The sequence below is a fragment of the Flectobacillus roseus genome (assembly GCF_030056595.1).
Taxonomy (GTDB): Bacteria; Bacteroidota; Bacteroidia; order Cytophagales; family Spirosomataceae; genus Flectobacillus; species Flectobacillus roseus.
Genome location: NZ_JASHIF010000004.1, coordinates 542,876 through 565,006 on the forward strand (window position 1 = coordinate 542,876; position 22,131 = coordinate 565,006).

The 22,131-nt window shown below is 38.0% G+C and carries 15 protein-coding genes; 9 read left to right on the plus strand and 6 right to left on the minus strand.

The window, feature by feature from the left end; translation table 11 throughout:
* Positions 1-155 precede the first annotated feature (155 nt).
* The 9 genes from gatA (at position 156) to gldF (ending at position 15,816) form a co-directional block, all read left to right on the plus strand.
* Positions 156-1,574, plus strand: a complete 1,419-nt coding sequence (gene gatA / locus QM524_RS06845; protein WP_283343990.1) for an Asp-tRNA(Asn)/Glu-tRNA(Gln) amidotransferase subunit GatA — start codon at positions 156-158, stop codon at positions 1,572-1,574.
* 439 nt (positions 1,575-2,013) lie between these two features.
* Positions 2,014-3,540, plus strand: a complete 1,527-nt coding sequence (locus tag QM524_RS06850) for a lytic transglycosylase domain-containing protein (protein ID WP_283343991.1) — start codon at positions 2,014-2,016, stop codon at positions 3,538-3,540.
* A gap of 315 nt (positions 3,541-3,855) precedes the next feature.
* Positions 3,856-4,449 carry a Holliday junction branch migration protein RuvA gene (ruvA, locus tag QM524_RS06855; RefSeq protein ID WP_283343992.1) on the plus strand — a complete coding sequence of 198 codons (594 nt, stop codon included), beginning with the start codon at positions 3,856-3,858 and terminating at the stop codon, positions 4,447-4,449.
* A gap of 140 nt (positions 4,450-4,589) precedes the next feature.
* On the plus strand, positions 4,590-11,957 hold the full coding sequence (sov, locus tag QM524_RS06860) for a T9SS outer membrane translocon Sov/SprA (protein WP_283343993.1): 7,368 nt from the start codon (positions 4,590-4,592) through the stop codon (positions 11,955-11,957).
* Between the two features lie 177 nt (positions 11,958-12,134).
* Positions 12,135-12,515 carry a glycine cleavage system protein GcvH gene (gcvH, locus tag QM524_RS06865; RefSeq protein WP_166552144.1) on the plus strand — a complete coding sequence of 127 codons (381 nt, stop codon included), beginning with the start codon at positions 12,135-12,137 and terminating at the stop codon, positions 12,513-12,515.
* An 85-nt stretch (positions 12,516-12,600) separates the two neighbouring features.
* Positions 12,601-13,863 (plus strand): dihydroorotase, encoded by a 1,263-nt coding sequence (locus QM524_RS06870; protein ID WP_283343994.1) that lies wholly within the window; start codon positions 12,601-12,603, stop codon positions 13,861-13,863.
* A 13-nt stretch (positions 13,864-13,876) separates the two neighbouring features.
* Positions 13,877-14,404 (plus strand): DUF4199 domain-containing protein, encoded by a 528-nt coding sequence (locus QM524_RS06875; RefSeq protein ID WP_283343995.1) that lies wholly within the window; start codon positions 13,877-13,879, stop codon positions 14,402-14,404.
* A 58-nt stretch (positions 14,405-14,462) separates the two neighbouring features.
* On the plus strand, positions 14,463-14,978 hold the full coding sequence (locus QM524_RS06880; RefSeq protein WP_283343996.1) for a DUF4199 domain-containing protein: 516 nt from the start codon (positions 14,463-14,465) through the stop codon (positions 14,976-14,978).
* A gap of 118 nt (positions 14,979-15,096) precedes the next feature.
* Positions 15,097-15,816 (plus strand): gliding motility-associated ABC transporter permease subunit GldF, encoded by a 720-nt coding sequence (gene gldF, locus QM524_RS06885; protein ID WP_166578460.1) that lies wholly within the window; start codon positions 15,097-15,099, stop codon positions 15,814-15,816.
* 159 nt (positions 15,817-15,975) lie between these two features.
* Here the strand turns inward: gldF and QM524_RS06890 are convergent, their stop codons facing one another.
* The 6 genes from QM524_RS06890 to QM524_RS06915 all read right to left on the minus strand — a co-directional run bounded on the left by QM524_RS06890 (position 15,976) and on the right by QM524_RS06915 (position 22,115).
* Complete coding sequence (locus QM524_RS06890) at positions 15,976-16,422, minus strand: DUF4920 domain-containing protein (protein ID WP_283343997.1); 447 nt, start codon at positions 16,420-16,422, stop codon at positions 15,976-15,978.
* 119 nt (positions 16,423-16,541) lie between these two features.
* Complete coding sequence (locus QM524_RS06895) at positions 16,542-17,159, minus strand: ABC transporter ATP-binding protein (protein ID WP_283343998.1); 618 nt, start codon at positions 17,157-17,159, stop codon at positions 16,542-16,544.
* A gap of 70 nt (positions 17,160-17,229) precedes the next feature.
* The gene (gene lpxA, locus QM524_RS06900; protein WP_095166817.1) at positions 17,230-18,006 is read right to left on the minus strand and encodes an acyl-ACP--UDP-N-acetylglucosamine O-acyltransferase; all 777 of its coding nucleotides are present in this window, start codon (positions 18,004-18,006) and stop codon (positions 17,230-17,232) included.
* A gap of 300 nt (positions 18,007-18,306) precedes the next feature.
* A complete protein-coding gene (locus QM524_RS06905; protein WP_095166819.1) occupies positions 18,307-19,701 on the minus strand; it encodes a bifunctional UDP-3-O-[3-hydroxymyristoyl] N-acetylglucosamine deacetylase/3-hydroxyacyl-ACP dehydratase in 1,395 nt (464 codons plus the stop codon).
* Between the two features lie 57 nt (positions 19,702-19,758).
* Complete coding sequence (lpxD, locus tag QM524_RS06910) at positions 19,759-20,784, minus strand: UDP-3-O-(3-hydroxymyristoyl)glucosamine N-acyltransferase (protein ID WP_283343999.1); 1,026 nt, start codon at positions 20,782-20,784, stop codon at positions 19,759-19,761.
* Positions 20,785-20,876: 92 nt separating this feature from the next.
* The gene (locus QM524_RS06915) at positions 20,877-22,115 is read right to left on the minus strand and encodes an HD domain-containing protein (RefSeq protein WP_283344000.1); all 1,239 of its coding nucleotides are present in this window, start codon (positions 22,113-22,115) and stop codon (positions 20,877-20,879) included.
* Positions 22,116-22,131 lie beyond the last annotated feature (16 nt).

The window sequence follows — 22,131 nt, forward strand, 5'->3', positions numbered from 1 at the left end:
AATCGTAGCATAATCAAATTGCCGAAAATAGTGCGTAACACGCTGTTTTCCTGTACTTATTACCTTACATAATTGCATAGTTAGGTTTGCATTGCAATCCTGACTATGCTCTTGTTTTTTTATAGTCATTACCATTTTATTTACTTTCTGTTACCTTGAAAAACTATACATCACTACAGAGTATCCAAGCTGATTTATATGCAGGAGATATTACCTGCCGCCAACTTGTAGAATTTTATCTTCAAAATATTGCTGAAAAAAATAACCAATTAAATGCCTTCCTGAAAGTGTTTGACCAAGAAGCATTGGCTAAAGCTGATGAAATTGATCAAAAAATCAAAGCTGGAACTGCTGGTAAATTGGCAGGTATGGTGATTGGTATCAAAGACCTATTATGCTATAAAGATCATCCTTCAGCAGCAGGTAGTAAAATCCTTGATGGTTTTGAATCTCAATTTAATGCTACTGCCGTTCAAAGGGTAATTGATGCTGATGCTATTATCATTGGTTCTCAAAACTGTGATGAATTTGGGATGGGCTCGACCAACGAAAACTCAGCGTATGGAGCTTGTCTCAATGTAGTTGGTGAAAATCGTGTAGCAGGTGGTTCTTCGGGTGGTTCGGCGGTTGCAGTACAGGCCGATATGTGTTTGGCATCATTGGGTACTGATACAGGTGGTTCCGTACGTATGCCAGCTGGCTTTTGTGGCTTGGTGGGTTTAAAACCTACTTACACCAGAGTATCAAGATGGGGTCTTATTGCGTATGCGTCATCATTTGATTGTATTGGACCTATTACTAAATCGGTGGAAGACGCAGCAATATTATTAGAGATAATTGCAGGAAAAGACGATCAAGATAGTACTGTTTCAACCTTAGATGTTCCTCAATATTCAGCTTTAGATACGACTCATAAAACCTTGAAAATTGGGTACTTGAAAGAGGCTGTTGAAAGTACTGGTCTTCAACCAGAAGTACGCGAAGCTACTTGGGCAAAACTTGAGGCGCTCAAAGCAGCAGGTCATGTAGTAGAAGCGGTAGATTTTCCATTAATCAAGTATTTTCTTCCAACGTATTATATTTTAACAACGGCGGAGGCTAGCTCTAACCTATCTCGTTTTGATGGAGTAAAGTTTGGTCACCGTTCCAATCAGGCTACTGATTTGATGTCAATGTACAAAAAATCAAGAGCTGAAGGATTTGGCAAAGAGGTAAAGCGCCGTATCATGTTGGGTACCTTTGTATTAAGTGCCTCTTATTATGACGCCTATTACACCAAAGCACAGAAAGTGAGAAGGTTGATTAAAGAATACACAGACCAATTATTATCTGAATATGACTTTTTGGTTTGTCCGACCACGCCAACTACTGCTTACAAAATAGGAGAGAAGACATCAGATCCTATTCAAATGTATTTGGGTGACTTGTTTACTGTTCAAGCCAATGTGGTAGGTTTGCCAGCTATTTCGATTCCTAATGGTGTTGATAACGATGGTATGCCAATTGGTTTCCAAATTATGGCAGGAGCATTCCAAGAGGAGGCCTTGCTAAATTTTGCAAAGAGCTTAAATTAGAATTTTAGTATGACGGTTAACAGACCGTCAAGACTTAGGTAATATAAAGTTTGAGGTCTAACATTAGTCTAAACCTAGATTGATGTTAGACTTTTTGTTTATGGGAATACTTTAGTCTACACAATTTTTTTAGACCCTACAGATACACACAGAGGATGAGTTTCGAAAATCCCTTAAAATAGAAGTATTCTTAATGTTTCTTGTAATAATTCAATACTTTGTTTTTGTCGTACAATAAAATTGTGGTTTACTTAGTTAAAAATCAGTAACTTTGTTTAATGTCCGAAAATTGATATTTTCAAAAAGAACAGATAAACACACTGCCCATAAGAATTTAGAAAAGATAAAGTGTTTCAAAAGCTTCTCATATTGCCTACGGGTTGAGCACGCATAACACGCCAGAGATATTAAATTCCGTAAATCCTTATTAGAGAATTAAATGACATTGACTACAATTCGCTCGATTTTGGCAGGTTCACTGTTGATGGTTGCTATAAGCAGCCAAGCACAGGTATCAGCAGCCTCATCGACCACCGAAAATCAAAGTACCGTGGACTCACTTTCGGTAAAGCCAGTGTATCCGCAAACGGCAACACCCCCAGCTGTTGTAGAGCCCACATGGTTAATTGACCCCAACATTGTTAAGCCTCGTTTAGAAGCCCTTCAGAGAGAAATTCCATTGACTTACAATAATACTACCCACCAGTTCGTGGAGTATTTTGCTTTTCGTAAACCTTCATTTACCAAAACAATGCTCGAACGAAAGGATATGTATTTTCCTTTGTATGAAAAATATCTCAAGAAATACGGTTTACCCGACGAATTAAAGTACTTATCACTGATTGAATCAGGCTTGAATCCAAGAGCCATGTCTCGTGTAGGTGCGGGTGGACTTTGGCAATTTATGCCTAAAACAGCTAGAATAGATTTTGGATTAAAAATTGATGATTACGTAGACGAGCGATTTGACCCAGAAAAGGCTACAGAAGCAGCATGCCGCTATATGCGTCAGTTGTACAATATTTTTGGAGATTGGCATTTAGTTTTGGCAGCTTATAATACAGGCCCTGGTAATGTTCGTCGTGCGATTCGTCGTTGTAATGGAGGACAAACTTTTTGGGATATTTATAACTGTTTGCCTAAAGAAACAAGAGGATATGTGCCACAATACATAGGTATTTTGTACATGATGAATCATGCAGACTCTCATGATATTGTGCCTGAAAATTATGAGTTAGCGATCGAACACGATACAATTCAGATTAACTCTTATTTGGATTTAGATAAATTGGCCACAATGGCTAATATCAATTTGGAAAGCATCCAAAAACTTAATCCTCATATCCTGACTCATATTTTACCAAATAATACCCGTAATTTCTCGCTAAAACTCCCTAAAAGTGAACTGGCATATTTCAGATCAAATCGTTTAATGATTATGGATTCTGCTTCAAAAATGCCAACCAATATGCTCGTTCCTGCTGGGGTAGAATTAGCAGGTCAACAACAGTCGCGTGAAGATTCAGTACCTATTGTGGTAGTAAACAAACCTACTGAACAACTAGTTGAGGACGATGTAGAGGAGGTAATCAAACGTAAACCTAAAAAAATCACATACAAGGTTCATAAGGGCGATAATCTTTTTGCCATTGCTGATAAATTCAATGTTGAAGTGTATGACTTAAAGGTTTGGAATAAACTGCGTAAGTCTGGTATTCAAACAGGACAAACCTTAGTGATTTTCAAGGAATCGGCAGTAACAAGTTCTGAGAAATATGCTCGCTCAAATGTGAGAGAAAAAGAAGACATTCGTAAGGGTAAAGTAAAGTTTCATACTGTTGAACAAGGAGATACCCTTTGGAATATTTCACAACGCTATGGAGGTATTTCTGTAGAAAAATTGAAAAAAATGAATGGAATTAAAGGTAACGTTGTTAAAGCTGGTATGAAGCTTCGCGTATCTTAAGTTACTTACACTGATATTAAATCATTTAAAAGTCCGCATAAAGGCAATTTGGCTTATGCGGACTTTTTCTGTATTTTTGAAAGATACAATTCTCAAGGAAAGTTATCATCCAAGTTGTTTTTTGCCACAAAAAAATGCTAGCCATAATACAATAAACTGGTATGATTTTGTATAGTAATATTACAAGTTTGGTGTGAGCACAAGCAAAACTTGAGCTGTATATTTTCTAAAACCTGCATTAAATACCTCTTTCTGATTTGCTAGGAGTATTTCTTCGGCCATATATCAAACTTTATTATTCAAACAAAAAGAATTATGATTGCCTATATAGATGGTAAGCTTGCGCATAAAGATCCAGCCTTTGTTATTATCGACGTCCAAGGAGTAGGATACGAAATCAAAATATCACTACAAACTTACAGCGCTCTCCAAGATGGAACAGAACGTTGTAAGCTCTACACATATCTCAATATCCGTGAGGATGCCCATGTGCTTTATGGGTTTAAGGAGTTTGACGAAAAAACCTTGTTTTTAGATCTCATCAGCGTTTCGGGTATTGGACCCAATACAGCCTTAATTATGCTTTCGTCATTGTCATCTGGCGAAATCCGTCAGGCTTTGGTAAATGAGGACGTCAAAACGATTCAGAGCATTAAAGGTATTGGTGCAAAAACTGCCCAACGTGCTATTATCGAACTGAAAGATAAGTTGAAGAAAGAAATATTAATAGGAGGTACCCAAACATCATTATTGGCTCCTTCTGGCAATAAAGTGCGTGGTGAGGCACTGGCAGCACTAGTAACACTGGGTATTCCTAAAAATGTGGCAGAAAAGAGTTTGGATACCATTATCAAGAAAGAAGGCGACAGCCTATCGGTTGAGCAACTTATCAAGCTTGCTTTACGATAATTTAATAGACAATTCAGCCTCAATTATAGCATGGGCTTCCAAAAAAAGCCCATGTTCCAAAATATAAGAGCTTGTTGGACGTTTTGGCTTTGTTGTGCCATTTTGAATTCACCAAGATTTTGACTTTTAAGCAATCAACTGTGCAAAGGAAAAAGTTTTACATACTTTCTGGAAGTTTAGTTTTATCGGTATTTGCTTCACTCGCGTGGGAGTTCCCTCTGCGTAGTCCTGAGTCTCTTTGGACAAGCAAGCCGTTTTTAGGCGTTTCTGTACCCGCCGATACGGTACAAAAATCTGGGCGTCGTCCCAAATATAAAATCAAAGATCGTTATACTAACCGTTTCTCTGATCGTTCGCCTTCTTCTCCATTTATCATAAAGGATACTAAATCGACTTCCACAGAATTTAAGTTGGATTCGGCTGGGCGTATAACGGTTTATGAGAAACTAACGGGCTCTGATGCCAATTACAGGCCATCACAACAGATGACCTTTGAAGAGTATCAGCAGGTGCAACAAAATCGTTTTGTTCGAGACTATTGGAAAAAATATGCAGCCTCTCAAGATGGAAAAGATGAAACTCGAGGGCGGGGTATTCTACCTAAGATAGAACTTCCACCTGCTATTGACCGAATTTTTGGCGGGTCTGAGATAGATTTTAAACCCAACGGAAATATCTTACTCGACATTGGTTACATTGGGCAATTTATCGATAACCCAGCCATTCCTGTTCAGCAACGATATATCGGAAATTTGAACTTTAACGAGCAAGCTCAAATTAACTTTCAAGGAAAAATTGGTAATAAGTTTAATCTCAATACCAACTTTGATACTAAGGCAAGTTTCAATTTTCAAAATCAACTCAAACTTAACTGGCGCTCAAATGAAGAAGATATACTCCAAAACATCGAAGTAGGAAATACCTCTTGGACGCTCAATAGCCAACTTATTCCAGGTGTTCAGAACCTATTTGGTCTGAAAACTTTGATGCGTTTTGGTAAAGTAGATGTTACTTTGGTCGCTGCACAGCAGCGTTCCAAACAAGACTGTATTACCCTAAAAGGTGGTTCGCAGGGTAAAACTTTCGAAATTCGCGCAGATAATTACGACGAAAACCGTCACTTTTTCCTATCGACATTTTTCCGTAATAAATATGAAAGTTCACTGAAGAGTGTTTCGGTAATGTCTTCTGGCGTTTCGACCAATTCTTTGAATAGTACTACTTCTTCAACTGATTTATCTCAAAGTTCACGTAGCACAACGAGTACCGAAACTGCCTATATTTCTTCGGGTATTACCATTACTCGTTTGGAGGTATATGTTACTAACCGTTCTCAAAATACAGAAACGCTCCGCAATATTGTGGGTTTTTCTGATTTGGGTGAAGGTGCGCCAACCAACCCTTACAATCCCAATAATGGGGTAGCACCTACTTCGGGAGCGAATGGGAGCACACCAGTAAACAACAAAAACAACACGCTTTATAATAAGTATTTAGATCCAAATTCGGCGAATACTTCAATCCGCAAAGCAGACCAGACTACAAGTTTGCTCGTAGCCGATGGATTGGACAAAGGAACCGACTTTGATGTATTGCGTGGTGCCAAAAAGCTTACAGAAAGAGAGTATCGTTTTAGTCCTGAATTAGGTTATATCTCCTTGGTTACGCCACTTCGTAATGATGAAGTGCTTGCCGTATCTTATGAGTATACCATGAATGGTCAAAAATATAAGGTTGGAGAGTTAACAGAGGATTACCAAAATCGTCAGGATAATGAAGTGTTGGTATTAAAACTTTTGAAGTCTTCAACTATTCGTAACGTATTGAATCACCCGATGTGGAATTTGATGATGAAAAACGTTTATTCATTAAATGGTTCTCAGATTTCTAAAACAGGTTTTCAATTACGTGTTATTTACAAAGACGATAATACAGGTATCGACAATCCAAGTTTGTTGGAAGGTCGCAATGTGAAAGATATTCCTTTAGTTCAAGTTTTGGGACTTGATAAAATGAACCAAAATGGTGACCGTCAAACCGATGGTAATTTCGATTTTATTGAAGGAGTTACGGTGGATAGTAGAAATGGTAAAATCATTTTTCCTGTCCTTGAACCATTTGGAGGTACTCTCAGAAAGAAATTTGAAGCAGATGAGTCACAGTTGGTTGATAAGTATGTATTCGATAAGCTCTATACATCGACACTAGCTGATGCACAACAAATTGCGAGTAAGAATAAATTTTTCTTAAAAGGTAGTTATCAATCATCACTTGGGGGAGATGTAAACTTGCCTTTGGGGGTTGACGGTAACTCTGTTCAGGTAACTGCTGGTGGGGTATCACTAACGCCAGGGGTGGATTATATTGTTGAACCACAAGTAGGGCGTGTCAAAATCCTTAACTCTGGAATTTCAAATTCAGGAAGAGAAATTAGAATTTGTTATGAAAAACCAGACCTATTTAACAATCAGATTCGTACCCTTTTAGGGACGCATATAGATTACACCTTAGGAAAAGATATTCACTTAGGAGGAACATTAGAACATCTTTCTGAAACTCCTCCCAATTTCTTACGAAGAGTACAAATTGGTAATGAACCAATCAATAACACAATGTTTGGTTTGGATGCAGCTATTCAGAAAAAATCGTTGCTCTTAACTCGATTGGTGGATGCTTTACCATTGATTTCAACCAAAGAAACTTCAGCCATTGATTTTCAAGGAGAATTTGCTCGACTTATTCCTGGGGTAAATAGTGCCGTGAATAGTAATGCCTTTATCGATGATTTTGAATCTGCTAGAAATATTTTTAGTCTAAATACCCAAGCAAACTCTTGGAGACCGGGGTCTGTTCCAAAAACAATTGTGCCCATTACGTCCCCTAACTCAACGGAAAGCAATTTTAATCGTGCAAAGATTTCAGCCTATACCGTCGATTACAGTTTGTATGGAACAAGTAGTTTGGAAACGGGTAGTTTGGGAATCAACTCCCAAGATGTAGCAAATTATGCCTACGAGCGTGTAGTATCATCACAAGCCTTATTTCCAAACCGCTCAGTGGTTAACAATATCAACGTTCCTGTTGGTATTTTGGACGTTTCCTATTTCCCTGGAGAGAGAGGGATATATAATTACAATCCTAAACTGGATCAGTTTATCGCCAATCCGAAGAAAAACTTTGGTGCTATCACACGTGCAATTAGCTCAGATACAGACTTTGATAATGCCAATATCGAAACCTTAGAGTTTTGGATGATGGATCCATTTGCGGATGTAGATGCAGGCGCAACGGCAAATTCAGGAAATAGAACGGGTATTGTTCGTTCCACTGGTGATTTTGATAAAGACAAGGAGGCTAGTTTAATACGTAACCGTACAGGTGGAAAACTGATATTCAACCTTGGAGATATTTCTGAGGATTTTATACCTGATGGACGTTACAATTTTGAAAATGGTATTCCTACAGGGCAAAAAATTACCCAAGGTTCTTTGGCCAATGTAGACTCTACCGTTTGGGGACTTGCACCTACACGTCAATTTGTAACCAACGCTTTTGACTTACAAAATGGTCGTGAACAGCAGGACGTAGGTTTGGACGGTTTGCCTAATAACCCAACAAGTTTTGATAATATTTGGAATGAAAAAGCAAAGTTTGCTGATTATGTTCGAACCATCCAAGGGTTGAACATTGATGCAAATATCAAGTCTGAAATTGAAGAAGACCCTTCAGGTGATGATTTTATTCACTACCTGAACGAACGATATAGTAGCACTTCCAGCCTTGTAAAACGTTACAAAAATTACATGGGCTTAGAAAATAACTCTCCGCCCTCTTCAACAAGTACTGCATCGGGTTATACAGAAGCTAGTAATCAACAACCAGATAGAGAGGATTTGAACAATGATAACACCATTACTGACACAGATGCCTATTACGAGTATGAACTCGATATGAAAAAGGAGAAAATGGCGGTGGGTCAAAATTACATTGTTGACCAAATCACAGAAGGAGGAGTGAGCTGGTATTTGTTTAGAATACCAATCAAAAACTATTCAAATAAGGTAGGTAATATCAATGGATTTAAGTCAATGCGCTTTATCCGAATGGTTACTACTGATTGGGAAGCACCTGTAGTATTTCGCTTTGCTTCTTTCCAATTGTCGGGTTATCAATACCGTACTTACACTGGCGAATTGACGCCAAGAGGTCTACAAGAAGTTCCAGAGCCTTATGATGCAAACTTTAAGGTTTCGACGGTAAATATTGATGAGAATGGACCTGCCAACAAAGCTGGTAAAACTGTACCATATGCAGTGCCACCAGGCTTTGAACGAGATCGTGATGTAACTACGGTAAACAATGTTGCCTTGAACGAACAGTCGATGTCACTTTGCGTAGACGGTTTACGTGATGGCGATTCGCGTGCGGTTTTCAAGAATACCGTATTTGATTTCTTGAATTACAAAAATCTAAAAATGTTTATCCACGCCGAAACAGACGATGCTAATACAAGAACAGGAGATATTTCAGCATTTGTAAGAATTGGTACAGATCAAACAGATAATTATTATGAAGTAGAAACGCGTGGTTTATCAATTACACCAAAGGGCAAAGGATCTTATTTGCCACAGGAAGTGTGGCCACTCGAAAACGAAATAGATATTCCATTTGATGCTTTGCGTGCGGCAAAATTACAACGCGATAAAGCCCAAGTAGCCTTAACCACACCATATCTTATGGATAGTGTGGTAGGTAACAATGGACAATTGTATCGAGTACGTGTAGTAGGGCGACCAGATTTGAGTGCCATAGTGTCTTTAATGATTGGGGTTAGAAATCCAAAATCCTCAGATGAGTTGCCCAAATCATTCTGTATTTGGGTGGATGAGTTACGCTCTAATGGATTTGACCAAACCTCTGGCAATGCCGCTGTAGGGAAACTAGGTCTCAAGTTGGCCGATTTTGCTAATGTTACTCTAAATGCCTCCTACAAAGGATATGGTTTCGGAGGTGTACAGTCTAAAATTTCTGAACGCTCACGAGAGACTTCTTATGCCTATGGAATAGCTGCTACGATTAACGTTGATAAGTTGTTTCCAGATAAATGGGGCTTGAGAATTCCTTTGTATATCAGTTACGATAAAAGTAATTCGACACCACATTTTAACCCTCTTGATCCTGATATTCCGCTCGAACAATCGCTCAATAATATTACGGATCCAGCCAAAAGAGCTATGCTTCAGAAAATTGTAGAAGATAACTCTGAGCGCCGTGCGATTAACCTTACCAATGTTCGTAAGATAAAAGTTGGAGGAGGAAAGGCTCATTTGTGGGATATTGAAAATATTGCCATTTCATACTCGTTTGCTGAGCTTACCCGAAGTAATACTTTGATCGATGCCTACAAGCAAGTTTCGCATAGAGGAGGCATTATGTATGCATATGCAGGAACTAGTAAACCTATCGAACCATTCAAAGGAATCAAATCGGATTATCCTTTGTTGAGATGGATTAAGGAAATCAATATTTCTCCATTGCCGAACTCTATTACGGTGCGTGCAGATATGGATCGTAATTTTGTGAAAACACAATTGCGTAATGCCGAATTGACCACCGACGGAGTTGCACCAATGTTTGAAAAATATTGGATGTTTACTCGTCAGTATAACTTAGGTTGGAATTTGACCAAATCAGTTATTGTAAACTACGCTGCCAATGCCCGTGCCATTATCGACGAACCTCAAGGGGAGATTGATACACAAGCTAAAAAGGATTCGGTTTGGAGAAGCATTAAGAATTTGGGTCGTACCAAAAACTTTGACCAAAACTTCGGTGTAGTTTGGAGATTACCGCTCAACAAGTCGCCATTGACCGACTGGATGTCTGCAGAATATAGTCATAAATTTGGTTATCAATACTTGGCTAGTTCGTATGACAGTCGCGACTCTTTGGATGTCCCTTTAGGAAATTTGATTAAAAATACTCGTGAAAGAGGTATTAATGGTAAAATTGACTTTGTGGCATTGTACAACCGTGTGCGTGCTTTACGTTTGGCTAATCAGCCAAGAATTGAACGTAAAAACGTGGCTCGAAGCCCTGGTGATGATGAGGATATTATCAAGCCTCAGCCAACTTTTGTACGAAGTGTAACAAGATTGATGATGGCTATTCGTGGTATCAATGTCAGATATACCATTAATGAATCTACTACTTTGCCAGGTTTTATGCCAGGGTCGGGTATCTTGGGTATGAGCGCTGCTGATGGTTCGGCACCAGGGTTTGGGTTTGTCACAGGTAGCCAAGACTATGATGTATTAACAAGAGCAGCAGCCAATGGCTGGTTGTCGAAAAGTATTGTTCAAAACGTACCATTTGTCCAAACCAAAACGCAAAATTTCACTTACGGCAGTTCAATAGAGCCATTTAGAGATTTTAGAATACAGTTGGAAGGTAAGTGGAGTAGAACAGATAATTACCAAGAGTTTTACCGTCCGACAGAAATGGGAGGGGCTTACAAACATCAAAGTCCAGTGCGCTCAGGTAATTATCAGATGACTTTCCTGTCATTCTTGACAGCATTTGACAGCAATGCACCAAATGAGTCGTCGGGTATTTTTAACAGATTCAAATCATATCGAAATATCATCAAGCAAAGACTAGAAGCATCGAGAGTGATTACTGGAAATGAGGCCTACGATATAAACTCGCAAGATGTGTTGATTCCAGCCTTCTTTGCAGCGTATAGCGGTATTTCACCAAACAAAGTAAGCTTCTCTCCATTTGTGAATATTCCTTTGCCAAACTGGCAACTAGATTACAATGGTTTGAGCAATGTTGGTTGGTTCAAAGAACGTTTCTCGAATATCTCGATTACACACCGATATAGCTCAACCTATTCGGTAGGTAACTTTGTGTCGTCGTTGGAATATGATAATCCATTTGAGCTGAAAATAGATAATATGCTTTATCCACTTTCTAGTAAAGTAAATGAGCAAGGCTATCTAATTCCTGTTTATGTGATGAGTACGATTAAATTCGAAGAGAAATTTGGGCCATTTGTAGGATTCAACGCTACTACCAAAAACAAAATATCTCTTCGTTTGGAATATGCACAAGATAGAAGTGTAGGCTTAAACTTATCAAACTCGCAAGTGGCTGAGCTTAGTAATAAAGATTTTACTTTTGGAATGGGATTTACTAAGGCAAATATGTTAGTGCCATTTAAGGTAAATGGTAGAAAAGTTCGATTGCCAAACGATATGAAGTTCCAGATGAACTTGACTGTTAGGGATACACGAACGATTCAAAGAAAGCTAGATGCTGAAACTGTGGTGACCAATGGATATGTCAATTTCCAATTTAGACCGCAGGTAAGCTATAACGTCAACAAGCGATTGAATGTGAATATGTACGTAGATAAGATGTTTAATAACCCGTGGGTATCTACTTTATATTATCGCTCAACGATAGCGGCTGGTTTCCAAGTAAGATTTAGTTTGTCTGACTAAGCTTAAGGAGTTGCTAATCAGAAGGATATTCTAGCTGAGTTCACTTTTGATTTATAGCATTAGTTTGACCTAAACTAAATCATTGTTTGAAAGATTGTCATTTTGATGTTTTTCCAGTAAATTGCACCATAATTCTTCAACAAAATTATCAAATTACAAACTGTAAACGCATAAGAGATGAATTTCCCAGCAGAACTTCGCTATACGAAAGAGCATGAATGGATTAAGGTAGATGGAGACGTTGCCATCGTTGGTATTACTGATTTCGCACAAGGCGAATTGGGCGATATCGTTTATGTTGAAATCGAGACGGTAGGTCAAACTTTAGCTGAAAATGATATTTTCGGAACAGTTGAGGCCGTAAAAACTGTATCTGATTTGTTCTTGCCAATCGCTGGAGAAATCCTTGAAGTAAACCAAACTGTAATCGACTCTCCAGAGACAATTAACTCTGATGCTTACGGTGAAGGTTGGTTAGTAAAAATCAAACCATCAAATTTGGCTGACGTAGAAGCTTTGATGGATGTTGATACTTACAAACAACACATTGGACTTTAATTTAGATTACTATTTTGTATAAAGCCCTGTTTTTCAGGGCTTTTTTTTGACCATATCTCGAAGTACGATTCGAGTAAATAGCACAATGAAAATTCTGATTCGTTCCGCAAAAATTATCCAAAAAGGGGCTGACCTCAATGGACAGGTTAGAGATATTTTTATCGAAAACGGTGTGATTCGCCAAATAGGCGAGCAGATATCTGCCGAAGCTGATGAAATTATTGAAGGTGAAAATCTATGTGTTTCTTTGGGCTGGTTCGATATGCGTGTACACGCTAAAGACCCAGGCTATGAGCACAAAGAAAGCTTGTATTCACTAGAAAAAGCAGCCCTTGCGGGTGGTTTCTCTGAAATCGCATTGTTGCCTAATACCAAGCCAACGGTTCAGACTCGTGAGAGCGTTCACTATCTTCGTAAATCTGGCGATATTATCAAGTTTCATCCATTAGCAGCGGTTACGCTTAAATGTGAAGGCAAGGATTTTACCGAAATGATTGACTTGCATCACGCTGGAGCAGTAGCATTTACTGATGGAGAACACCCTATTCAAAATCCAGATATTTTCCTTAAAACACTTCAATATCTTTCGCCAATCGGAAGCCTTTTAATTAATCGTCCAGAAGATACTGATTTGACACACTTTGGGCAAATGCATGAAGGTTCTGTAAGTACGCTTATCGGGATGAAAGGGATGCCTCAAATGGCAGAGGAAATCATGGTGATGCGTGATTTAAAACTATTAGAATATATAGTTGATACGCCGTTTGCAGAAGTGGATACTACTTTACCACTTTTACATTTTGCGTGTATTTCAAGTGCAGAATCTGTTGAGTTGATCCGTCAGGCTAAAGCAAAAGGGTTACCAATTTCTGCTGATGTTGCTGTACATCAACTTTGTTTTACAGAAGATGATTTGATGGGTTTTGATACTAATTTTAAAGTGAATCCTCCATTCAGAACGCAAAAAGATGTAGCAGCTTTATGGGCAGGATTGGCAGATGGCACCATCGATACGATTGTTTCTGATCATAATCCGCAAGATGATGAATCCAAGAATCTAGAATTCGATATGGCTGACTTTGGAATTATTGGTTTAGAAACACTTTTTGGTGTGGCAAATACTTATAACGTTGGTTTATCACTAGAAGACTTGATTGATAAAATAACGATTCAACCTCGTAAGATTTTACGTTTAGCGCAGCCACAAATTGCAGAGGGAGCAAAGGCTAACTTGACAGTATTTGAACCTGAAAAGGAGTGGACCTATTCCACCATTCTTTCAAATTCTAAAAATACACCATTCTTAGGTAAAACGTTCAAAGGCAAAGCTTTGGTAGTGATTGCATAAAATCTAAAAGTTTATGTTTAATAAGACATTTTGGAAAAATAGCCTCAAGTTTGGTGCCTTTGCAGGCATTGCCTGTTTGGGGTATAGCGTTGTTCTTGATTTAATTGGAATTACTCCGATTTCAGGTAAGTTATTCCCTAGCAATATATTTATTTTGATAGCTTCGATTCTGGCTGTAAAAAGCTATCGAAGAAATAACCCAGATGAGACACTTCATTTTTGGGAGGGTTTGTCATTATGTTTTGTGGTAGCTTTATCATCTTCAATTATTGTTGGAGGAGGTTTGTATTTGTTTTACTCAACACAGCATGGACAAGAGTTATTAGCGAAGTTTGTGGTAGAAGCCGTGAAAGAATATACCACTGCCAGACAGCAGATTATTAAGGAAACGAATCTAGAATATTTCAATAATTTGATTGCTGGTATCAAGGCTATTGACCCAGTGTCTATTGCATTTACGGAGCTAAAACAGCGCCCTCTTATTGCTATTTTACCATCCATCATGATTTCTTTGTATTATCGTAGACAGTATGTTAAATAGCATCAGCAAAACGCTAGTTTGCTATTAAACCAAAGTCTAAACTTTTAACAAATCAATCATGGAAAATCAAACAACTACCACAAAAGTTGCGCTCAAATGGGGTATTATTATTGGTATTTGTAGTGTCGTATTTAGTACCCTTATTATGGTGCTAGGGATGGTAGCTAATCAAGCTATAGGTTTTGTCGCTTATATTATCATAGGCATAGGGGTCTTTATGGCTATGAGTGCTTACAAGAAAGAAAACAATGGTTTTATGAGCTATGGCCAAGGTCTTGGTATTGGAGCACTGATGGCCGCAGTAAGTGGACTGTTATCTAGTGCTTACAGCTTTGTTTATATGAAATTCATCGACCCCTCGGTGATGGACCAAATATTCAAAAAAGCTGAGGCAGATATGGAGAAAAAAGGACTTTCGCCTGAGCAAATAGATCAAGCGATGGAGATGTCCAAAGTGTTTATGAGTCCTGGTGCGATGTTTGTTTGGGGCGTAGTGGGAAGTATATTGTTGGGATTTGTCTTTTCTTTGATTATTGCAGCATTTGTAAAGAAAGATAAACCAATTTTTGACTAAGCTATCAGGTTAAAAACTTATTATAAAAGGCTTTTGCTAGTGGAGAAATACTTCTTCACTAGCAAATTCGTTTAATAGGAGTGTCAGTTGAAATGACTGTAAAAAATATACAAACAATATGTTTCAAATTTTTCAAAAAGAAGTAAATTCCTTTCTTAATTCGCTCATTGGTTATATCGTAATTGGCGTATTCTTGACCGCTACTGGGCTATTTGTTTGGTTCTTCAAGGACAATGTACTTGACTATGGTTTTGCTGACTTAACGTCCTTTTTTCAAGTTGCCCCATTCATTTTCTTGTTTTTGATACCTGCTATTACGATGCGTGCTTTTGCTGAAGAATTCAAAACAGGTACTATCGAGTTACTCTTTACCAAACCACTTGGCGCATGGGAAATTGTTCTTGGAAAATATTTGGCTAGTTGTTTTCTGATTTTATTATCCTTATTGCCTACGCTTCTTTATTACTACTCTATTTATCAATTAGGGAATCCGCAGGGAAATATTGACTCCGCTGCTGTAATGACTTCTTACATTGGATTGTTTTTCCTAGGATGTGTATTTGCTGCATTGGGAGTATTTTCCTCTTCTTTGACCGATAATCAAGTGGTGGCTTTTGTGATTGGCTTTGTGATGTGTTTAATCTTGTACTATGGTGTAGGAAAATTAGCAGAATTATCACTAATGGGTTCGTTTGGTTATATTCTTGCGCAGATTGGCTTAGACTATCAATTTGAGGCCTTAAGTCGAGGTTTAATTGATTCTCGTAATATCCTTTATTTCTTATCTGTTATTGCGATTGCTCTGTGGGGAACCACCTTGAAGGTTACGCAAAAATAATAGGCATTTATTGACTATAAAATCAAAAAGGCGATCGAAAATCTAATTTCGACCGCCTTTTTGATTTAATATAATACAGAAGAAAAACACGATTTCTCAACTGATGAAAGGGGATTTAGAGAGTAATCACTCATCCGCTAAATTACAATTCACTCAATGTTATTTCACAATTACACCGTTGGCTACGAAGGTAATAGCCTTTTCAGGCTCTGTGATTTTTTCAATTTCTTCCTGTGTTTTGCCTGCATCTTGAGCATAATGCTTCAATTGACCTACTGAAGTAGTTTTAACTTGTGCCAAGCCTTCAAATACCACTGTTTTTCCGTCGATATCCTTCGGAACAAAGAATCCATAATCCTTGAAAGTCACACGCATACTAGAACCATCTTCTAGCTTAACTTTCATCCAACAACCTTTTACCTTACATACCGATTCTACAACTCCAGAAACTTTTGCCTTGACTTGTTCTTTTCCGTCCATTTTTTTTGCTAAATCTGTCGTAGAGATAGCTCCTTTTTCAGAAATTTTTTCACCAAAGTTACTTTGAGCATTAGCCCCAATCTGTATTCCTAATACGATAGCGAAAACGATAGCTATTTTTTTCATAATCAAAAATGTTGATTTGTTGAGAATATTTAATGACTACAAAAATAAGAATTGCTCAGGTAATCCCTTGATTTTGAAGAAATTTTTGAAAAAAAACTCCTTTGAATCTTATCAAAAGGTTATTTGTAATCTTGAATATTGAAAATGTTCGAACAGAATTCGTATTCGTTGGGCTGGTTAGAGCAAATAAAGAGCATTCGATCTTGAGAATACTTTTGCACATTTTCGAGATACCAGTTGGTAGCCTTTGCGTCCAAGTTGGATGAAGGTTCATCTAGCATTAATACTGGTGTATCTGACCAAAATGTCAAACCTAATTTTACCCTTTGCTTCATACCGGACGAGAAATGCTTAATGGCTTTTTGGCGTGCTTTGGGTAATTCAATAAACTCAATAAAATCTTTGATAGAATACTGCTGAATCAGCGGTTTGAATTGAATATGAAATTGAAGAAGTTCTTCTAGCGTAAATTCTTCGATAAGCTCAAGATAAGGCGCTGCGATACTAATTTCCTTATAAATTTGCTCAATTTCGAGGGGGAGTTGGTTTTTAAATGCGAGGATTTTTCCCTCAGAGGCAGGAATAAAGCCTGAAAGAATCTGTAAAAAAGTCGATTTTCCACTACCATTCGAGCCTGTAAACGTATAAGATTGTCCTTGCTGAAAACGAAGATTTACAGATTTAAAAATCCATTCATTTCTGAATTTTTTTCCTAGATTTTCGGTGATGATTTCCATAAAAAAAGAAGTAAGACAGCAGGGCTGTCTTACCTATTTGAATTGAATCTAAAATCGTAAAATGGGCTGATTAAAGTGGTCCTTTGATGATACCACGCTCAGCATTACGGATAAACTCTACGATTTCGTCACGCTCAGGAGTTGCTGCAATATCTTGTTCAATATTTGACAGTGCATCCGTAGTATTGAATCCTTTGAGGAATACATAACGATACACATCTTGAATCAAATTGACTTGCTCATCACTGAAGCCATTGCGACGTAAACCAATAGAATTTACACCCACATAAGATAATGGTTCGCGTGCTGACTTAGTAAAAGGAGGCACATCTTTGCGAATAAGCGATCCTCCAGAAATCATAACATGCTTACCAATTTTCACAAACTGATGAATAGCACAAGCACCACCGATACGAGCTGACTCGCCGATATGCACATGTCCTGCTACTTGTACACTATTGGCAATCACGCAGTTATCTTCTACCAAGCAATCATGAGCAATATGTACATAAGCCATTAAGAGGCAATTTTTGCCAACTTCAGTTTTAAATTTATCTTTAGTACCACGGTTGATAGTAACACATTCACGAATAGTCGTGTTGTCTCCAATAATGGTTAGTGTTTCTTCTCCGTCAAACTTAAGGTCTTGTGGAATAGCAGAAATAACCGCCCCTGGAAAGATTCGGCAATTTTTACCAATTCTTGCCCCAGGAAAGATAGTAACGTTGGGTCCAATCCAAGTTCCTTCGCCAATTTCTACATCTTGATAAATTGTTGAAAAAGGCTCAACAACTACATTTTCTGCGATTTTGGCGTTTGGATGAATATATGCTAACGGTTGTGTCATGGTATTGTTTTCAGAATAATTACTTCGCTTTTGAAATATGTGTTTAATCGAAATTTTACACTGCCAACATTAGGCAAACTCAATAGGCTCAGTAATTACGGTAATCTTTGCATTGAGACTTGAAAAGAATTAGTCAAAAGTAATAAATCTTTTCTGTATAAAATTGTACTATGACGGTTTATCATAGTCAAATCCTGATAATTAGCTGAGAAAAAGCCTCTAAAAATATACTTTTGGCACAAAACTCAGATCAAGATTCTCTACAGATAAATTCTCAATTGCTAATTGCTATAGTTTATATTAGCTCTTACGAACCAAGCTAGCAGTCATATCTGCCTCACAAACAACTTGTCCTGCGACATAAGCTGTACCGTGCATTTTAGCAATACCTCTACGGATTGGTGAGGAAAGCGTACATTTGAAAATTACGGTGTCACCAGGAGTTACATTTTTACGGAAACGACAGTTTTCGATTGCTACTAAATATGGCCAGTAATTTTCAGGATCTGGAACTGAGCTAAGTACAAGAATACCACCTGTTTGAGCCATAGCTTCTACTTGCATTACGCCTGGCATAACTGGGTTGTTAGGAAAGTGTCCCATGAAGTAATTTTCATTCATGGTTACTTGTTTGATACCAACTACGCTTTCATCATCCAAATACATGATTTTGTCAACCATTTGGAATGGGTAACGATGTGGCAATAGCTGATAAATACGTTCGTGTGTAAGAATTGGTGTTTGTTTTGGATCGTATTTTGGTACTTGGTTTTTGTCAGCTTCTAACATCAATTTCTTGATTTTCTTAGCCAAAGCAACGTTTGCTGCATGACCAGGACGAGCTGCCAAAATTTGAGCTTTGATAGGACGACCAACCAACGCTAAGTCACCAACCATATCCAATAACTTATGGCGAGCCATTTCGTTTTTGTAATGAAGACTTACGTTGTTAAGCACACCAATTTCTTTCGAAACACTTACTTTTGGTTTTCCTAAAACCATCGCTAAATGTTCCAATTCTTCTTCAGAATAATCACGGTCTGCAATAACAACAGCATTTGATAAGTCACCTCCTTTGATAAGACCTGCATTGTATAGAGCTTCTAACTCATGTACAAAACAGAAAGTACGACATTTAGCAAAATCTTCATTGAACTGCGTGATGTGCGTCAAATTTGCATGCTGACTACTCAAGAATTTTGAGTTATAATCAACCATTACCGTTAGGCGATAATCGCTATGAGGTAATGCTGCCAATTCTACACCTCTTTCAAGGTCTTTATATCTAACTTCTTCTGTTAATTCAAAGAATTTACGGTTTGCAGCTTGTTCTTCAAGACCAGCATCAAGAATTGCTTCTACAAACTTGATAGAACTTCCATCCATGATAGGAGGCTCAGGACCATCCAACTGAATCAACACATTGTCTACCTGACAGCCCACCATAGCAGCTAATACGTGCTCAACCGTGTTGATACGTGCGCCATTATGTTCGATAGTTGTACCTCTAGAAATATCAACAACATGGTCTACATCAGCATCTGCAATAGGTTGACCCGGTAAATCAACTCGTTGAAACTTGTAACCATGGTTTGGTGGAGCTGGTAAAAAAGTCATTGTTGACACAACGCCAGTGTGCAAACCAACGCCTGACAGCGTAACAGACTTTTTGATAGTGTGTTGTTTATTGTTCATTTCTTTATATGTGTGAGCAAAGTGCTCATTTGGGAGTTTTGGGATAAACTCTAAATTTTATTTCAATTTGTTTTCAACTTCTCTAAGACGTTGTTCGATAGTTGGCAACTTACGATACAATACATGAGATCGAAGGTTTTCTGTGTTTTCTACGGCAGGCGAGCCACTGAGTACAGTTCCTTCTTTTTTGATATTTTTGGAAATACCACTTTGTGCCGTAATAATGGTACGATTGGCTATTTGGAGGTGTCCAGCTATTCCGACTTGTCCACCAATCATACAATTCTCACCAATTTTACTTGAGCCCGAGATACCCGTTTGAGCTGCTATTACGGTATTTTTGCCAACTTCTACATTGTGAGCCACTTGTACTAAGTTATCAATTTTAGCACCTACTTTGATGACTGTGCTACCCATAGTAGCACGGTCTATACAAGTGTTGGCGCCAATACTTACGTGGTCTTCTAATACCACATTTCCAAGTTGAGGAATGGTTTGGTAAGTTCCATCACTTTGTGGAGCAAACCCAAATCCATCAGCACCTATTACTGCGTTGGCATGTACCGTACAATGATTACCCACCACACAGCCTTCGTAAATTTTTACTCCTGCATAAATGGTAGAGTTATCTCCAACTTTCACATTGTCACCAATATAAGCATGAGGATAAATTTTTACATTTTCACCAATTGTTACATTGTTTCCGATGTAAGCAAAAGCACCTACATAATGATTACCTCCAAGTGTTGAACTCTCAGAGATAAAGCTTGGTTGTTCGATACCTTTCTTGCTTCCAGCTATCAATTTTTGATATTCTTGAAGGAGCGTTGTAAACGCCGTATAGGCATTTTCTACTAATATTAGAGTAGGGGAGTACTCTTTTTTCGGCTCAAATGATTTATCTACGATTACAGCAGAAGCCTTGGTAGTATACAGATACTGTTCATATTTGAGGTTCGCTAGAAAAGAGATAGTACCTTCAGTTCCTTCTTCTATTTTTGCTAATTGGCTTACTTTGAGTGACTTGTCACCTTTTACTTCGCCATTTAGCATAAAAGCAATTTGTTCAACGGTAAATTCCATGTAATCAATTATGAGTGGTAAGTCGTTTACCTATGCTTGTGGTTTTAGACAAAAAAATTATGAAACCTATTTACTGCATTAATGGTTTTGGACTATTTAGTTTGCAAATATACATTCTTTGCCCAACATATGTAATATTTTTTGACGATGTTACTCAAGGCTTTGATCGTAGGCAAGTCGGAGGCTTCAGCTATATCCTTGACTTTTTTATCTTTGGTTAAAATATTAATACTTTGTTTTTCAGAAAGGTATGCAGCATTGGTAATATGGCCTTTTACCATTAAGTACGGGATGTCTTCAGGATATACATTTTCTTGACTTAATAGATCGATTTGAATTTTTTCAAGGAAGGAATCAGAAATAGGCTCATCTAACAAAATGATTTTATAAAGTTTTCGATCTAAAAGCATTTGACTGATACTCGACAAAAGTTTGTCAGGATGCTTTGCCCACACTTTTATGCAGCCCCAAACATCTGTATCGTCCATTTCGGTAAATGCCTGAATATAGGTTGGATTAGACTTAAAATCATCAAGTGATACGGCTTCATGTAAGAATAGACCAAATGCTGGAGTAGTAAATACGCTTTCTCCGTGCTTGATGAGTTCTTTAGCTCTTTTGATAATCTGGATCAACATAGTTTCTGCACAAATACAAGTTTTGTGTAGATATACCTGCCAATACATCAAGCGTCTGGCTGTCAGGAAGTTTTCAATTGAGTAAATCCCTTTTTGTTCTACCACCAATTCATTGTCTACAATATCCAGCATTTTCAAGATGCGGTCAGCCCCGATAAAGCCTTCTCGTACCCCTGTAAAAAAGCTATCGCGATTGAGGTAATCCATACGGTCGACATCCAGTTGGCTAGAAATTAGTTGATGAAAAAATCGACGAGAATAAGTGTCATTAAACATCTGGATCGCCATGTCGAGCGCACCTCCAAATTGTCTGTTGAGTTCTTGCATCAACAAAAGCGAAATTTCTTCATGTGGTACATGATTTAATATAGTATGTTCCAGCACATGAGAAAAAGGCCCGTGACCAATATCATGTAATAAAATCGCCATTTGTGCTGATTCAAATTCATCTTCAGAAATATCATGACCTTTGTATTTGAGTGCATTAAGTGCTTCTTGCATGAGGTGCATTGCGCCTAGTGCATGATGAAAGCGGGTGTGTAGGGCTCCTGGATACACATAATCGGCAGTTCCAAGTTGCTTTATACGTCGTAAGCGTTGATAATAGGGATGTTCGATAAGGTCGAATATAAGAGGAGAGGTAATATTGATAAAACCATAAACGGGATCATTTACAATTTTGCGTTTGTTCATAATATTGTGAAGCTTA

Excerpts from the sequence above, each read along its gene's own strand:
- QM524_RS06850 (WP_283343991.1), top strand. The coding sequence starts at position 2,014 with ATGACATTGACTACAATTCGCTCGATTTTGGCAGGTTCACTGTTGATG.
- QM524_RS06905 (WP_095166819.1), bottom strand. The coding sequence starts at position 19,701 with ATGAACAATAAACAACACACTATCAAAAAGTCTGTTACGCTGTCAGGC.
- QM524_RS06870 (WP_283343994.1), top strand. The coding sequence starts at position 12,601 with ATGAAAATTCTGATTCGTTCCGCAAAAATTATCCAAAAAGGGGCTGAC.
- QM524_RS06890 (WP_283343997.1), bottom strand. The coding sequence starts at position 16,422 with ATGAAAAAAATAGCTATCGTTTTCGCTATCGTATTAGGAATACAGATT.
- lpxD (WP_283343999.1), bottom strand. The coding sequence starts at position 20,784 with ATGGAATTTACCGTTGAACAAATTGCTTTTATGCTAAATGGCGAAGTA.
- ruvA (WP_283343992.1), top strand. The coding sequence starts at position 3,856 with ATGATTGCCTATATAGATGGTAAGCTTGCGCATAAAGATCCAGCCTTT.
- lpxA (WP_095166817.1), bottom strand. The coding sequence starts at position 18,006 with ATGACACAACCGTTAGCATATATTCATCCAAACGCCAAAATCGCAGAA.
- QM524_RS06880 (WP_283343996.1), top strand. The coding sequence starts at position 14,463 with ATGGAAAATCAAACAACTACCACAAAAGTTGCGCTCAAATGGGGTATT.
- QM524_RS06875 (WP_283343995.1), top strand. The coding sequence starts at position 13,877 with ATGTTTAATAAGACATTTTGGAAAAATAGCCTCAAGTTTGGTGCCTTT.
- gldF (WP_166578460.1), top strand. The coding sequence starts at position 15,097 with ATGTTTCAAATTTTTCAAAAAGAAGTAAATTCCTTTCTTAATTCGCTC.
- gcvH (WP_166552144.1), top strand. The coding sequence starts at position 12,135 with ATGAATTTCCCAGCAGAACTTCGCTATACGAAAGAGCATGAATGGATT.
- QM524_RS06915 (WP_283344000.1), bottom strand. The coding sequence starts at position 22,115 with ATGAACAAACGCAAAATTGTAAATGATCCCGTTTATGGTTTTATCAAT.
- QM524_RS06895 (WP_283343998.1), bottom strand. The coding sequence starts at position 17,159 with ATGGAAATCATCACCGAAAATCTAGGAAAAAAATTCAGAAATGAATGG.